Source organism: Brevundimonas sp. P7753 (assembly GCF_013386595.1).
In the GTDB taxonomy this organism is placed as follows: Bacteria; Pseudomonadota; Alphaproteobacteria; order Caulobacterales; family Caulobacteraceae; genus Brevundimonas; species Brevundimonas bullata.
Map to the genome: position 1 here is coordinate 1 of NZ_JACARP010000022.1, position 12,376 is coordinate 12,376.

Genomic DNA, 12,376 nt, shown 5'->3' on the forward strand with positions numbered 1-12,376 from the left:
GGGCGGAGGCGGCGGGGGCGGCAGGACCACCCGCACCGTCTTGTCCTCGCGCTGACGCTCGCTGACCGAGGCGGGCCGCAGGAAGGTCGCGGCCAGCACGGCGGCCAGCACCGCGACCGCCCCGACCACCGGCCAGTTGATCGTGCGCCGACGAGGCGGCGGCGGCGGATCATCCGCCAGATAGGCGTAGGTCATGGCGCTCAGGCCCCCGCGCCGGGCGGGCGGGTCGAGGCCATGCCCAGGCTGCCGACGCCGACCTTGGAGCACAGGTCCAGCACCTGCATGATCTGGTCGTACTGCACCGCCCGGTCGCCGCGCAGGATCACCGGCAGATCCGGCGTCGAGGCGATGGAGGCGCGCAGTTCCTGCTCCAGCTCGGCCATCGAGACGGGAACGGCGTCGATCGACACCGTGCCGTCGTTGGCGACCGCGATAACCCGCGACTTGGGCTGATCCAGCACCTGGGAGGCCGAGGCCGACGGCAGGTCGACCTTGATGCCCTGCACCGCCGCCGTGGTCAGCAGGATGAAGATGATCAGCAGCACGAAGGTCAGGTCGACCAGCGGCGTGATGTTGATCTCGTTATAGGGTTTCTTGCCCTGAACCTGCATGGGTCAGCGCTCCCTATTCCGCCGCGAGGGCGGCGGCGGGAACATCCTGCCAGGTTTCAGCGATGCGCTTTTCCAGCTCGTCGACGAAGATCTGGTTGTCGGCCGTGACGTCCTCGACCCGGCTCAGCAGATAGTTGTAGCCAAACAGGGCCGGGATCGCGACGGCCAGACCGGCGACCGTGGCCAGCAGGGCCGCGGCGATGCCGGGGGCGATGGCGTTGATGTTGACCTCGCCCGCCGCCGCCACCGAGGCGAAGGTGATCATGACGCCCAGCACCGTGCCCAGCAGGCCGATGAAGGGACCGCCCGAGATGGCGATGGTCAGCAGCACCATCCACTTGTTCAGCTTCTGGCTCTCGCGCACCTGACCGGCGTCCAGGGCCGAGCGGATGGCGGCGATGGACTGCGGACGGACGGCGAAACGGCTGCCCGACGCCCTGCCCTCGGCCAGACGCAGGCCCAGTTCGCGCCGACCGATCTGATAGAGACGGGCCAGCGGCGAATGCGCGTTCAGGCTGGCGGGCAGATCGCCCAGACCGTCATGACCGTTCGAGGCGCGCGCCGACTGGCGATAGGCGTCCAGGAACTCCTCGTTGGCGCGCGTGGTGCGGCCCAGCATCAGACCCTTGGAGATCATGACCCAGATGGCCAGGGCCAGCATGAAGCCCAGGATGATGATGACCACCCAAGCGTCGACCGTCAGCGCCTTGAACAGGATGCCGAAGTAGTTGTGGCCCCCGCTTTCGGTCTGCTCGGCCGTGTCGAAGGTCAGCAGCTTGGCGCCCTGCCCTTCGCTGGCGGCCGCCAGCTGGAAGGCAGCCTGCGGCAGGGCGACGCCCGCCACGCGGAACTCGTCGATCTCGCCGGCGAAGCCCTGACCCAGAACGGCGGGACCGGACGCCAGCGCGCCCGCGACCTCGCCGGCTGGCTGGCCGTTGACGAACAGGGTCGACTTCTGGCCGTCGTTGACAAGGGCGACATGGGCCCAGGTTCCAGCCGGAAGCGCCGCGCCCGCGCTGCGCTGGCCGGCGACGTCGAGGAAGAGGGTCGCGCCTTCCGACGTGAGGGCCAGACCCGGCAGAGCCAGCAACTGACCGTCCGAACCCGGCTTGACCCAGAAGCTGACCGAGACCGGCCCTTGCGCAAAGGCTTCGGCCGGCACCGAGACAGCAGCAGCCCCGTCCAGCGTCAAACTCTGGCCGATCAAACCGCCCGTATTGCGGCCCTCGCCGCCGACGCCGTTCAGGCCGTTGGACGTGGCGTCCTGCGGCGCGCCGGCGCCGTCGAAGTGCCAGACCAGCTTGTAGTCGGCGCCGAAGGTCCCGGCGGCGTTCTGGCCGGCCTCGGCTTTCTCGTTGCCGTAGTAGGCGTAGATGGCCGAGGCGGCGCCCGGCTTCAGGTTCGACACATCGACCCAGACAAGGGCCTGCTGTTCAGCCGGCGCCCACTTCTCGATGTGGAAAGCCAGAGGCGTGCGGTCGTCGCCTGCTACGAAGCGCAGGTCCGATCCGTCCGCCTTGACGTCCGCGAAGTCAAAGTTGCCGGTGTGCAGACGGATCAGGACGGGGGCGCGGGCCACCTCGCCGGTCACGCCCGCCGCTTGGGCGTTCAGGTTGATCTTGGTGCGGTAGGCATAGTCCGCCTGCCACCAGCCCGCCGCAGCGGCCGGGGCCGCAGCCCCGATCAGCACGGCGGCGGCGAGGCCGCCGAGCAGCCCCTTCTTGGTCATCGTCAAAGCCATCAGAATTCCCCCCAGATACGGAAGCGAACGGAAACCAGGCCCGCATCGCGGCCCGGCATGGAGATCAGGGGCGTGCCGACATCGACGGCCCCGTTGAGGTATTGGAAGAGGCGCAGCCGCCCGCCGACGCCGGCGCTCATCAGCAGGGTCTCGCCCTTCTGACCCGGGAGCGGATCGTGGATGCCGACGAAGCCCGCATCCCAGAAGCCATAGAGACGCAGCTCATCGACGCCCGGCCAGTCGGCCAGAAGCGACGGCGAACGCATCTCCAACTGCGTGGCCAGACCGTAGTCGCCCATGGCCTCGCTTTCGCGATAGGCGCGGACCGAGTTCTGGCCGCCGATGCCGAACTGCTCGTTGGAAATCAGCGGGCGGTCGGTCCACTGGGCTGACAGCTTGGCCGTCAGTTGCAGGTCGTGGACCATCTCCTCGGTGTGCGAGGCGTCGACCTTGACCGTGAAAAAGCTCTGGCGCGCGTTATAGCGCTTGGCGTCAAAGGCCCACTTGTCATCGCCCAGACCGCGCACGCCCAGGACGCCGCTGAAGGTCAGGTCGCTGCGCCGCGCCTCGCCGCTCCAGTCGCCGCGCCACGAGGCCATCAGCGGGAAATACTCGATGGGCGCGGCGGCCCGGTCCGAGCCCAGGATCACGTCTTCCTTAAAGCTCTTCCAGTCGAACCCGACCGTCAGCGAATGGTAGAAGCCGTCGCCGCCGCCCAGGGCGCGGATCAAACGCAGTCCCGCCAGGTCGCCCTTGCCGATGACGTTGGTGCCGCCGACCACGGCGATGTCGCTGTCGGAATGGACCGCATAGGCCAGCAGCTGCGTGCCTACGCCGAGGCGCATCAGATAGTTGCCGGAATAGACAGTGCCGTCCGTCGTCCGTTCGGGCGCCGTTTGGGCCGACAGGCTGATGCTGTCGCCTCGGCCCCACATATTGTCATGACGCAGCGACGCCGCCGCGCGCAGCTGGGTGGTCGAGGCGCTGGAATAGTTGTTCACTTCCAGCGAGCCGTGCCAGGGCGAGCTTTCCTCGACCGCCAGCACCACGTCCAGCGTGCCCGGCGCCACGCCTGCGCGCAGTTCCGGCGTCACCCGCCGCGACGGGTTCTGGTTAAGCGCCACCACGTCCCGCTGGAAGGCCGGCAGGTTCGGCGTCTGACCCGGCGTCAGCGAGGGCGCCTGGGCGCGGACGGCGTCGGGGTTCTTCGTCCCCTCGATCAGGACCTGACCGATGGCCTGTTCGGCCACCTCCAGCATCAGGACGCCGCCCTCGACCGACTGTTCGGGAATGAAGACCGACACGGCGATGAAGCCGCGCTCTTCATAGACGGCCTGAAGCGCGGCGCGCGCCGCCTCCACGTCGTCCGAGGTCCGGCCCGGCCCCATGAAGGGATAGACGGCCCGCTCCACCACCTCAGGCGGCAGGACGGTGTTGCCCTTCACCTGAAAGGCGCGAACCTCGAAGCTCGCCGTCTCCTGCGCCGTCGCGGGCGAGGCGTGAACAGCCAGAACAGCGGCCAGCGCCAAGGCGCTCGCCGCGCCTCTCAGCGCGCAATGTCTCTTGTAAACCAGCATCAATCCCCCGTGACGCGACGGCCGCTGAGGCGACCGACGCCCCGCACTTGGTCGTCAGGGGAGAGACACGTGCGCCCGACACAGGCGCAAAGATTTAGCGTGAAGATTTCGCGACGTTTTCCAGTCGCTTATGTGCTGTTTCGTCAGGCCACGAGGACCACATCGCCGGGCAGGCGCGTGGCCCGAACCCCATAGGCCAGCCGCATCTGGTCGATGACCTGATCGATCCGATCCGTGTGGAAGGCGCCGTTGACGCGACGGTTTCTCAGGCGCGGATCGGCGATGACGATGCGCCCGGTGCGATAGCGATTGATCTCCTCGATCACGTCGCCGAGGCGCTGGTCGCGGAAGACCAGAAGACCGCGCCGCCAGGCCGCTTCAGCCTCGAGGTCGATGGCCGTCGGCGGCTGCAGACGGGTCTGATCATAGGTCACGCTGTGCCGCGCGGGCAGAGCCGCCGCCTGCCCCGCCGAGCGTACCTGGGCCGCGCCTTCCAGACAGGAAACCCGCACCTGGCCGTCCAGACAACGCAGCGCCAGCCGCGCCTGCGAGGCCGTGGTCTCGCCGTCCTGGGCGAAGATCGACAGGGGGGCGTCGGGCCGCTCGATGGTGACAACCGCCTCCCCCGTCAGCAGTTCAAACGCGCCCTCTCCCGCCTGAGGCCGCAGGGCGATCCGCGTCAGGGTGTTCATCTCAATCGACACCCCTGCCGCCAGGTCAACGCGCCGCGTCTCGCCCTTGGCCGTGGTGAAGTCGGCGGGCGGCGGCGCAAAGCGCGTCGCGCCTGACCGTTCCGCAAGAATGGCGACGCCAGCGGCCGAGGCGGCGATGGCCCCGCCCACGACCATGCGACGGCTCAGGCCCCTTCGGGCCTTCATCGGCTGTTTCGCCTGCTCGTCGCGCAACTCCAAGGCCGCTTGTCGCGCCGCCTTGTGCAGCCGCGCCGCCTGGACAAAGGCCCGCTCGTGGCGCGCGTCGGCCTTGCGCCAGACGGCCAGATCCAGGGCGTCGTCCTGCGTCGCCTCGCCTGACATCAGGCGACGCACCCAGGCCTGGGCCTGCTCGGCGACTGGGTCGCTCACCTGCTGATCTCGCCGCTCATGTCCGGCCTCTGAGCCGCCCCTGTAATTCATGACACGCCATCTTCGGAACGGCGCAAGGATATGACCTTGGGTTGAGAGAGAATTCGCTGCAACGCCTCCGTCGCCTGTTTCAGTTCGTGCTGCACCGTGCGCTGGGCCACCCCGTGGCGCTCGGCGATCTCGACCGTCGACAGGCCGTCCAGCCAGGCGTCGGTGCAGATGGCCAGACGTCGCGCCGGCATCCGCGCCATCGCCGCCTTGACCGTCGCCAGATCGGACCGAGCCTCGGCCACGGTCGCCGGGTCCGGGTTTTCATCCGGCACGTCCAGCAGGGCCGCGACCTCGTCAAAGCCCAGCAGCCGCCGGTCGCGTCGTCGCGCATTGGCGGCGATGTTCAGCGCCATACGGTACAGATAGGCGGTCGGGTGGCGCACCTCGTCCTGCGGCCCGCTGCTCGACAGCTTTACATAGGCGTCCTGCAACGCATCCCGCGCCATCTCGCGCGAGCCCAGCCGTGCGCTGAGGCCGCTCAGCAGGGTCTCGTACTTCTCGACCAGATGGCCCCGCAGACGGGCGGCGGCGTCCGTCACCACGACCGCGCGCTCATTCGCCGGTCCGCGCGCCGACAGCCTTCGTCGAGGCGGCGTAGCGCAAAGGCACGATCAGATCGATCGCCCCCGGCAGGGTCGCGGGCAGCCCCGGCAGAGGTTCGCCGCGCCGCAGGGTCTGCAGAGCCGCTTCGTCCAGAGGCGCGATGCCCGAGCTGGTCTCGATCCAGGCGTCCATAACCCGCCCGTCGCGCTGGACGATCAGGCCGACCCGCACCACGCCGGTCGGACGCGCGCCGGACAAAGCGGCCGGATAGGCGTGAAAACGCGCCAGATGGCTCTCGACCCGGCGGTAGTAGTCTGACACCGCACCGGGATCGGGGGCCGCCGCCGGCATGGCCGCTTCGCCTCCGCTGGGCGCCCGCGCTGGGGCCGCGGCGGCAACGCCGGTCGCGGACGGCGCCAGCGCTTCCTCCGGCGCGCTGACCGCCTCGCTGGCGCTGGACTGTCTTTCGGTCCGGTCACTGTCGCCGCTCTGTCGCCAGGCCATGTCGATCAGTTCCACGTTGATCGCGTGCGGCTGGACCTCGGGCGCAGGCGCACCTTGCGGGATCGCCGCCGACGCCAGCAGGACAGCCGCCGCCCCGCCGTGCAGGGCCGCCGACGTCATCGCGCCAAGAAGCCAGTTTCGCGTCATGGATGGAGGTCGAGCCGTCAGAGCCGCTGGAACCCCGCCTCCCTAAACCGTCACCGGCGACAGAACAGTGACGCTGATATGTCAGTGACGCTGGCGGACGCGAAACTCGATCCGCATCGGCTGCGGCAGGTCCGGCGGGGGGGCTGGAAACCGCAACCCCGAGGCCAGAGCCATAAAGTCGGCGTCGCGCCCTGCGTCGCCCGAACCGCGCAAAATCTCAACGCGCCGCGCCGCGCCCTGCTCGCTCACCCACAAGCGCACGCTCAAGGCATAGTCGCCGTCCGACAGCCCCGCGTCCTGACGCAGAGCTTCGACCGTTTGCCGCTGCACCGCCTCGGCATAGGCCCGCGCCTCTGGGCTCACGCCCGTCCGGCCGACGACCGGCGCCGCCGTCGCCGTGATCGGATTCAACGTCACCGCCGAGGTCGATCCCGCGTAGATCACCACCGCCCCCGCCGAGGTGAACCGCGCCGTCAGCCCTGTCCCCGCCAGCATCAGAACCAGCGCCTCACGCGGCTGCATCGCACCCGAAACCGGCGACGACCGCCGACCAGCCGCCAGTGAACTATCATAGAGCATCTGCAGCCCGGTCGAGACCGAGAAAGCCGCGAGCGCCTGATCCAGCGGCTGAGCGGGTATGACAAAGGCCCGCCCCGCCGCGTTTTCAGCCACGGCCGAACACGCGATCAGGGCCGCCGCCGCGCCGCCGAAAATGCTGACGATCTTGTTCACGACACGGACACGATGAGCCTAGGACCCCAAACCGCCCGCTCTCAGTCGACGGCAAAAAGCACGATCAACGATTTGTTTTTGCGACATTTTTTGAACCCCTCCAGAAATCACTTAGCGGGCAGACGTCGCTATGACCCGTGAGCCATGCCGATGACGAGCTTGCCACGGAGCAAGGCTCACGGTCGACGCCGCACCTCCCAGTCGAGCGTCCATCGCCCTGCTCCGGCCGGCTTGAGCTCCGACGTCGCAGCCGGAACCTGGCGGTCCAGACCATCCAGCAGCAAAGACCCGCCAGAGACCGAAGCCACCGTGGCGTTGGTCTGCCAGAACGGCCCTGACATGCCGCGCATGGAAAAGCGGATGTGAACCGTGTCGTTGACCTTGGGCATGGGCTTCTTCTCTCAGCCGACTTTCGGCCTTCTTGCGGCGTCTTCTACACGGCGGAGGCGCCGGCGCCTCCTCCTCACTTTGATCGGCGTCAGCAAGAGCATGCTATAGACGCCCAAGGGCGTTTCACTCCCGGCAAAAAGGACCTCATGGCGCGACAATCTCGGATCTCTACCCGGCTTTCCGCAGCCAGCCTCGTCCATCTTGGCGCGCCCCGGCTGGCGGACCTGCTGATCGAGGCCGGCGCCGGAAACGCCAATCTCAAGCGCCGCCTTCGCCTCGAACTGGCGGCTGAGGCCGGCCCCGACCTTCTCGCCCTCGAGATCGCCAAGCGCATCACCGCCGTCTCTGTGGCCGGCACGCGCGTATCCTGGCGCAAACGCGGCGAGTTGATCGATGACCTGAACGCGCACCGCGAGATGATCGTCGAGCGGCTGGCGCCCGAAGCGCCCGGCGAGGCGCTGGCTGTCCTTGTTCGCTGGTTCGACCTCTACCCCGGCCTCGCCGCCCGCGTGAAGGACACCAAGGGCGAACTGCCCGCCGCCTTCGAGGCCGCTGCGCCCGATCTGTTTGCCCTCGCCGAGACCGCCGGAGACGAGGCCTTGCGCGATCTGGTCGACGCGCTCCACCGACGTCCGCAGGACTATGCGCGCTGGATCTCTGCGGCCGGCGACGCCCTGGGTCGGGTCACGGCGCGCCGGCTGCTGGACAGCCTGGACGCATCAGCCCGGAAGATCCCGGCGGGCCGCAACCTGCTACGCCGCCTCGCGGATCGGGCCGACGACCTCGACCTCTGGCTCTCGCTCGTCACGCCCGAGCAGGCTGGATCAGCGGATATGGCCGCCGACATCGCCCGCCGCCTCCTTGGCGCCGGCCGCGTCAGCGAAGCCCGCGCGGCCCTGGAAGCGGCCCTCAGTCCATCGCCGCTCAACCGCCCCTGGACCTTCGGTCGCCATCAGAAGGATGGCGCGCCTCGACTGACGCCCGCCTGGGAAGCGGTTTCCATCGACGTGCTCGACGCCGAAGGCGACCGCGACGAAGCCCAAGCGCTGCGCTGGAGCCTGTTCGAGCGCGACCTGTCGGCGCCGGTTCTTCGGGACTACCTCTCACGCCTTCCCGACTTCGACGATGTCGAGGCCCTCGACCTGGCCTTCGCTCACGCTACGGCCCACCCAGACTTCGAGGCGGCCATGCGGTTCCTTATGGACTGGCCTGCTCATCGGGAAGCGGCCGCCCTTGTCCTGGCACGACCGCGAGAAGCCCGGCAGCCTCGACCCCTGTCAACGGCCTGGGCGTCACGCCTGGCCCAGCGCTTTCCCGAAGCCTCAGAAATCCTGGCAGGCTAGCTTCGCCAAGCTACGCAGGTTATTGGAAAATAATACAGTTTACGCCCAGGCATGAGACCTAAACCCGCCGAGGAAACGCCTAAGCTTCCAGCTTTCTGAACGGTCGGATCAGCCCACACAGGAGCATGACCGCGACACTGGCGACCACGCCCATCAAAGCGAAATAGCCGCTCGGCGACATGGCGCTCCAGGTCGAGCCGACGAGGCCCGCCAGCAAGTTGCCGGCGAAGGCCGCCAGGAACCAGGCGGCGATCATGGTCGCCGTCATCTGCGCCGGCGCAAGGCGACCGAACAGGCCCAGGCCGACGGGAAGAATGAACAGCTCTCCGCTGGTCAGCAGGAGGAAGAAGGCGGCGAGCCAGAGCCAGTGAACGGCGCCCTGCCCTGAAACCGCCACGACGAGAGCCAGACCGAAGAAAGCGCCCGCCACCAGGGCCGCGCCCGTCGCCATGCGGGCCAGCGACGACATCCCCCGCCCCTTCCGGGCCGAGCGGTCCCAGGCCGTGACCAGGATCGGCGTCAGCAAGAAGACCAGCAGAGGATTCAGGGACTGGAACCAGGTCATGGGAATGGACCAGTCGCCCAGCGAGCGGTCCACATCGCTGCCGATCCACAGGGCCAGGGTATTGCCCACCTGCTCATAGGCGACGCGGAAGACCACCACCGCCAGGATCACGCCGCCGAACAGCCAGAGCGACGCACGGTCCAGCCCGCCGCCCTTGACCTTTTCGCCCCGCGCCGCGCGCGGCGGATCGGCCGGCAGGTAGCGTCCGCCCAACAGATAGATGGCCAGGCCCGCCGCCATGCCGACACCCGCCAGGGCGAAGCCCCAGTGCCAGCCGTAGATCTCGCCCACCGCACCGCAGACCAGAGGCGCCATGAAGGCCCCCAGGTTCACGCCCATGTAGTAGATGTTGTAGGCGCTGCCTCGCCGCGGATCATCGGGCTTGTATAGCCCAGCCACCTGCCCCGGCAGATTGGGCAGGAACAGGCCGTTGCCGATCGCGATGACCGCCAGGGCCGGATAGAAGAGCGCCTCCGAAGCCATCATGAAGTGGCCCAGGATCATGATCGACGCGCCAAAGACCACCGAGCGTCGGCGCCCCAGCCAGCGATCCGCCAGCACCCCGCCGAAGATGGGCGTCAGATAGATGACCGCCGTATAGAGCCCATAGATGATCGAGGCCCGCCCCTGCTCGATCAGCAGGGTGGTGGTCATGTAGTAGACCAGCAGGGTCCGCATGCCGAAGAAGGAGAACTTCTCCCACATCTCGGTCAGGAACAGGACGGTCAGCCCGCGCGGCTGACCCAGAAAGCTCTTTTCGCTGGCGGCGATGCTCATGACGCTCGGCTTTCCCCTTGGCCGTGGTGGCGATGCGACGTCTCGCCCATTCGAGGCAAGACGTCGCGTCCAGGTTTAGAAATAGGCCTGGATGGTAAAGCCCATGGTGCGTGGCTGGACCGTGATCCAGCTTTCCGGCCCCGTGATGCTGACCGGGCTGGCCAGAACGCGGCCGTCGTCGTCGAACAGGTTGCGCACGAAGATCGACGCCTCGATCGGACGACCCGGCAGGCGAACCCCGGCCGTCAGATTGACCAGATGATAGTCGCCATATTCGCGGTTGTTGGCGTTCTCGACGTCGAAGCGCGTGTTCATCTTGCCGGTGTAGCTGTAATCGACCCGGGCGAAGGCGTCGCGCGGTTCGAACACCGTAAAGGCCTGACGCAGACCCGCGCTGACCTGCTCGCGCGCCACGCCGGGCACGTGATCTCCGTCCGACCAGGTGGTGAAGGGCACGTCCTCGGTCAGGGTGGAATCGGTCAGCCCCACCGTGGCGTAGACATCCAGGGCGTCGTTGACGGCGAAACGGGTCTCGATCTCGGTCCCGATGCTGCGCGCCTTGCCCGCATTGGTGCGGAACGAGAAGGAGCAGGACGGCAGACTCATCGTCGTCTGGATGTCGGTCCAGTCGATGTAATAGGCGCTGGCGTTCACGGTCAGGCGACGGTCCATGAACTGGTTCTTGGAACCGATCTCATAGTTCCACACCGAGTCGGAACCGAAGCTGCCGGGCGTCTCCGACAGGCCCAGCTTGTCCAGGTCGGCGCGACACAGATCGGCGGGAACCGTGGTGTTGACCCCACCCAGGCGGAAGCCCTTGGACGCCTGGACATAGACCATGCTGTCGCGCGTGGCGTCGAACGACAGGTTGAACTTGGGCGTGAACCCATCTTCCGAAAACTCGCCGGAGTAACGCGACACGCCGCCGTTCAGCAGACCCGACGAGAAGGTCTCATACTCCTCGCTGAAGTCGAAATAGCGCAGGCCCGCCGTCGCCGTCAGGCGCGGCGTGATCTTGTAGGACACCTCGCCGAACACCGCCTTCTGCTTCTGGCGGATGTTCTGGAAGCCGTAGAAGACCTGATCCACGCCCGGCGCGCCGAAGTCCGACGACGGAGCGCCGACGTGGGCGTCCAGACCCGGCACGACGCCGTCCTGCGTATAGTCGCGCTTGCGGTCCTGATAGAAGACGCCGGCGATATAGTTCAGGCGGCCCTCGCCGCTGGAGGCGATCCTCAGCTCCTGCGAGAAGTCCTCGATCTCTGTCGTGTCGACCAGGGGCGCGGGCGAATCCAGCCCCAGGGCTGCCTCGGTCAGGAACTCCAGGCTGGTGCGGTTGGTGTTCTTCTTCTTCAGGAAGGAGGTCGAGGAATTGATCGAGGCCCAGCCCAGGTCATAGTCGAGGGCAGCGTTGAAGATGTTGATCCGATCGGTCAGGCCGTCGAAGGCGCGGATGTTGCGCTGATAGGGCGCCGACTGACTGGCCCGCGATCCCGTCTCCAGGTCGTGATACATATAGGTCAGGTTGGCGCGCAGGTCGGGGCTGAGCTGCGCCCCCAGCTGCAGACGGGCCCCGGTCGTCGTGGCGTCGTTCTGGTTGTCCTCGCCCGTCGCCGTATTGTCGATATAGCCGCCCTGATAGGTGCGATAGGCGACCGCGCGCAGGGCCACGACGTCTGTGACCAGCGGCACATTGATCATGCCCTTGGCGCTATAGTTGGCCTCGCCGTGACGGGTGTGCGAGGCTGAGCCTTCGGCCGAGCCCGAGAAGGTCGTCAGGTTCGGCTTGTTGGTGATGATACGGATGGCGCCGCCCATGGCGCCCGATCCATACAGGGTGCCTTGCGGTCCGCGCAGAACCTCGACCCGCGACAGGTCATACAGGCCCAGGTCAGGGTTGAAGCCGTTCACCGAGATCGGCGTCTCGTCGATATAGACCCCGACCGTCTCCTTGTTCTGGGGCTCGTCGTTGCGCACGCCTCCCGTCGAAATCCCCCGCAGGGCGATGGTGGACAGCCCCGGCCCCTGGGACACCATGGACAGGCTGGGCACCGACGCCACCATGTCGGCCAGACCGTTCTTGCCCGTCTCCATGATCTCGGCGGCGGACAGGGCGGCGACCGAGTTGGCCACGTCCTGCAGATTCTGCGAGCGCTTCTGCGCCGTGACCACGATGTCGTCGACCGTCGTGGCGGGGTCCACAGCCCCCGCAGCCGATTGCGCCGCCGCCGGCGACGCCGTCAGCGCCAGAACGACCGCCAGGGAACTCACGCCCAGATACTTGTTCTTGCCGCTCATCTTGGTTCTCCCTCC

At 67.7% G+C, this 12,376-nt stretch carries 12 protein-coding genes; 1 reads left to right on the forward strand and 11 read right to left on the reverse strand.

The window, feature by feature from the left end; genetic code table 11:
* From HX774_RS04775 to HX774_RS04815, 9 genes are all read right to left on the reverse strand, one after another.
* Positions 1 to 195: hypothetical protein (locus HX774_RS04775; protein WP_218650278.1), on the reverse strand; the 195-nt coding region annotated here is incomplete at its 3' end.
* 5 nt (positions 196 to 200) lie between these two features.
* Positions 201 to 611 (reverse strand): biopolymer transporter ExbD, encoded by a 411-nt coding sequence (locus HX774_RS04780; protein ID WP_178824695.1) that lies wholly within the window; start codon positions 609 to 611, stop codon positions 201 to 203.
* Between the two features lie 13 nt (positions 612 to 624).
* Positions 625 to 2,352, reverse strand: coding sequence for a DUF2341 domain-containing protein (locus tag HX774_RS04785; protein WP_178824697.1), 1,728 nt, complete (start codon positions 2,350 to 2,352; stop codon positions 625 to 627).
* Positions 2,352 to 3,881 carry a ShlB/FhaC/HecB family hemolysin secretion/activation protein gene (locus HX774_RS04790; protein WP_255500051.1) on the reverse strand — a complete coding sequence of 510 codons (1,530 nt, stop codon included), beginning with the start codon at positions 3,879 to 3,881 and terminating at the stop codon, positions 2,352 to 2,354. The genes HX774_RS04785 and HX774_RS04790 overlap by 1 nt, the downstream gene beginning before the upstream one ends.
* Before the next feature lie 191 nt (positions 3,882 to 4,072).
* Positions 4,073 to 5,011, reverse strand: coding sequence for a FecR domain-containing protein (locus HX774_RS04795; RefSeq protein ID WP_178824701.1), 939 nt, complete (start codon positions 5,009 to 5,011; stop codon positions 4,073 to 4,075).
* Positions 5,012 to 5,058: 47 nt separating this feature from the next.
* Positions 5,059 to 5,604 carry a sigma-70 family RNA polymerase sigma factor gene (locus HX774_RS04800; protein ID WP_178824703.1) on the reverse strand — a complete coding sequence of 182 codons (546 nt, stop codon included), beginning with the start codon at positions 5,602 to 5,604 and terminating at the stop codon, positions 5,059 to 5,061.
* A 10-nt stretch (positions 5,605 to 5,614) separates the two neighbouring features.
* Entirely contained in the window at positions 5,615 to 6,256 is a 642-nt protein-coding gene (locus HX774_RS04805; RefSeq protein ID WP_178824705.1) for an energy transducer TonB, read from the reverse strand.
* Between the two features lie 81 nt (positions 6,257 to 6,337).
* On the reverse strand, positions 6,338 to 6,988 hold the full coding sequence (locus HX774_RS20365) for an STN domain-containing protein (protein WP_178824707.1): 651 nt from the start codon (positions 6,986 to 6,988) through the stop codon (positions 6,338 to 6,340).
* A gap of 176 nt (positions 6,989 to 7,164) precedes the next feature.
* Positions 7,165 to 7,377: a hypothetical protein gene (locus HX774_RS04815; RefSeq protein WP_178824709.1), complete on the reverse strand. Its 213-nt coding sequence runs from the start codon at positions 7,375 to 7,377 to the stop codon at positions 7,165 to 7,167.
* A gap of 147 nt (positions 7,378 to 7,524) precedes the next feature.
* Here HX774_RS04815 and HX774_RS04820 point away from each other — a divergent pair, with 147 nt between their 5' ends.
* Positions 7,525 to 8,721, forward strand: coding sequence for a DUF6880 family protein (locus HX774_RS04820; RefSeq protein ID WP_178824711.1), 1,197 nt, complete (start codon positions 7,525 to 7,527; stop codon positions 8,719 to 8,721).
* A 79-nt stretch (positions 8,722 to 8,800) separates the two neighbouring features.
* Here HX774_RS04820 and HX774_RS04825 read toward each other — a convergent pair whose 3' ends face one another.
* Together HX774_RS04825 and HX774_RS04830 are read right to left on the reverse strand one after the other, a co-directional pair.
* Positions 8,801 to 10,063 (reverse strand): peptide MFS transporter, encoded by a 1,263-nt coding sequence (locus HX774_RS04825; RefSeq protein WP_178824713.1) that lies wholly within the window; start codon positions 10,061 to 10,063, stop codon positions 8,801 to 8,803.
* A 75-nt stretch (positions 10,064 to 10,138) separates the two neighbouring features.
* Positions 10,139 to 12,361 carry a TonB-dependent receptor gene (locus HX774_RS04830; protein WP_178824715.1) on the reverse strand — a complete coding sequence of 741 codons (2,223 nt, stop codon included), beginning with the start codon at positions 12,359 to 12,361 and terminating at the stop codon, positions 10,139 to 10,141.
* Positions 12,362 to 12,376 lie beyond the last annotated feature (15 nt).

What these genes read in the sequence shown, in the direction of transcription:
- HX774_RS04820 (WP_178824711.1), top strand. Translation starts at nt 7,525, where the DNA reads ATGGCGCGACAATCTCGGATCTCTACCCGGCTTTCCGCAGCCAGCCTC.
- HX774_RS04805 (WP_178824705.1), bottom strand. Translation starts at nt 6,256, where the DNA reads ATGACGCGAAACTGGCTTCTTGGCGCGATGACGTCGGCGGCCCTGCAC.
- HX774_RS04830 (WP_178824715.1), bottom strand. Translation starts at nt 12,361, where the DNA reads ATGAGCGGCAAGAACAAGTATCTGGGCGTGAGTTCCCTGGCGGTCGTT.
- HX774_RS04815 (WP_178824709.1), bottom strand. Translation starts at nt 7,377, where the DNA reads ATGCCCAAGGTCAACGACACGGTTCACATCCGCTTTTCCATGCGCGGC.
- HX774_RS04785 (WP_178824697.1), bottom strand. Translation starts at nt 2,352, where the DNA reads ATGGCTTTGACGATGACCAAGAAGGGGCTGCTCGGCGGCCTCGCCGCC.
- HX774_RS04825 (WP_178824713.1), bottom strand. Translation starts at nt 10,063, where the DNA reads ATGAGCATCGCCGCCAGCGAAAAGAGCTTTCTGGGTCAGCCGCGCGGG.
- HX774_RS04780 (WP_178824695.1), bottom strand. Translation starts at nt 611, where the DNA reads ATGCAGGTTCAGGGCAAGAAACCCTATAACGAGATCAACATCACGCCG.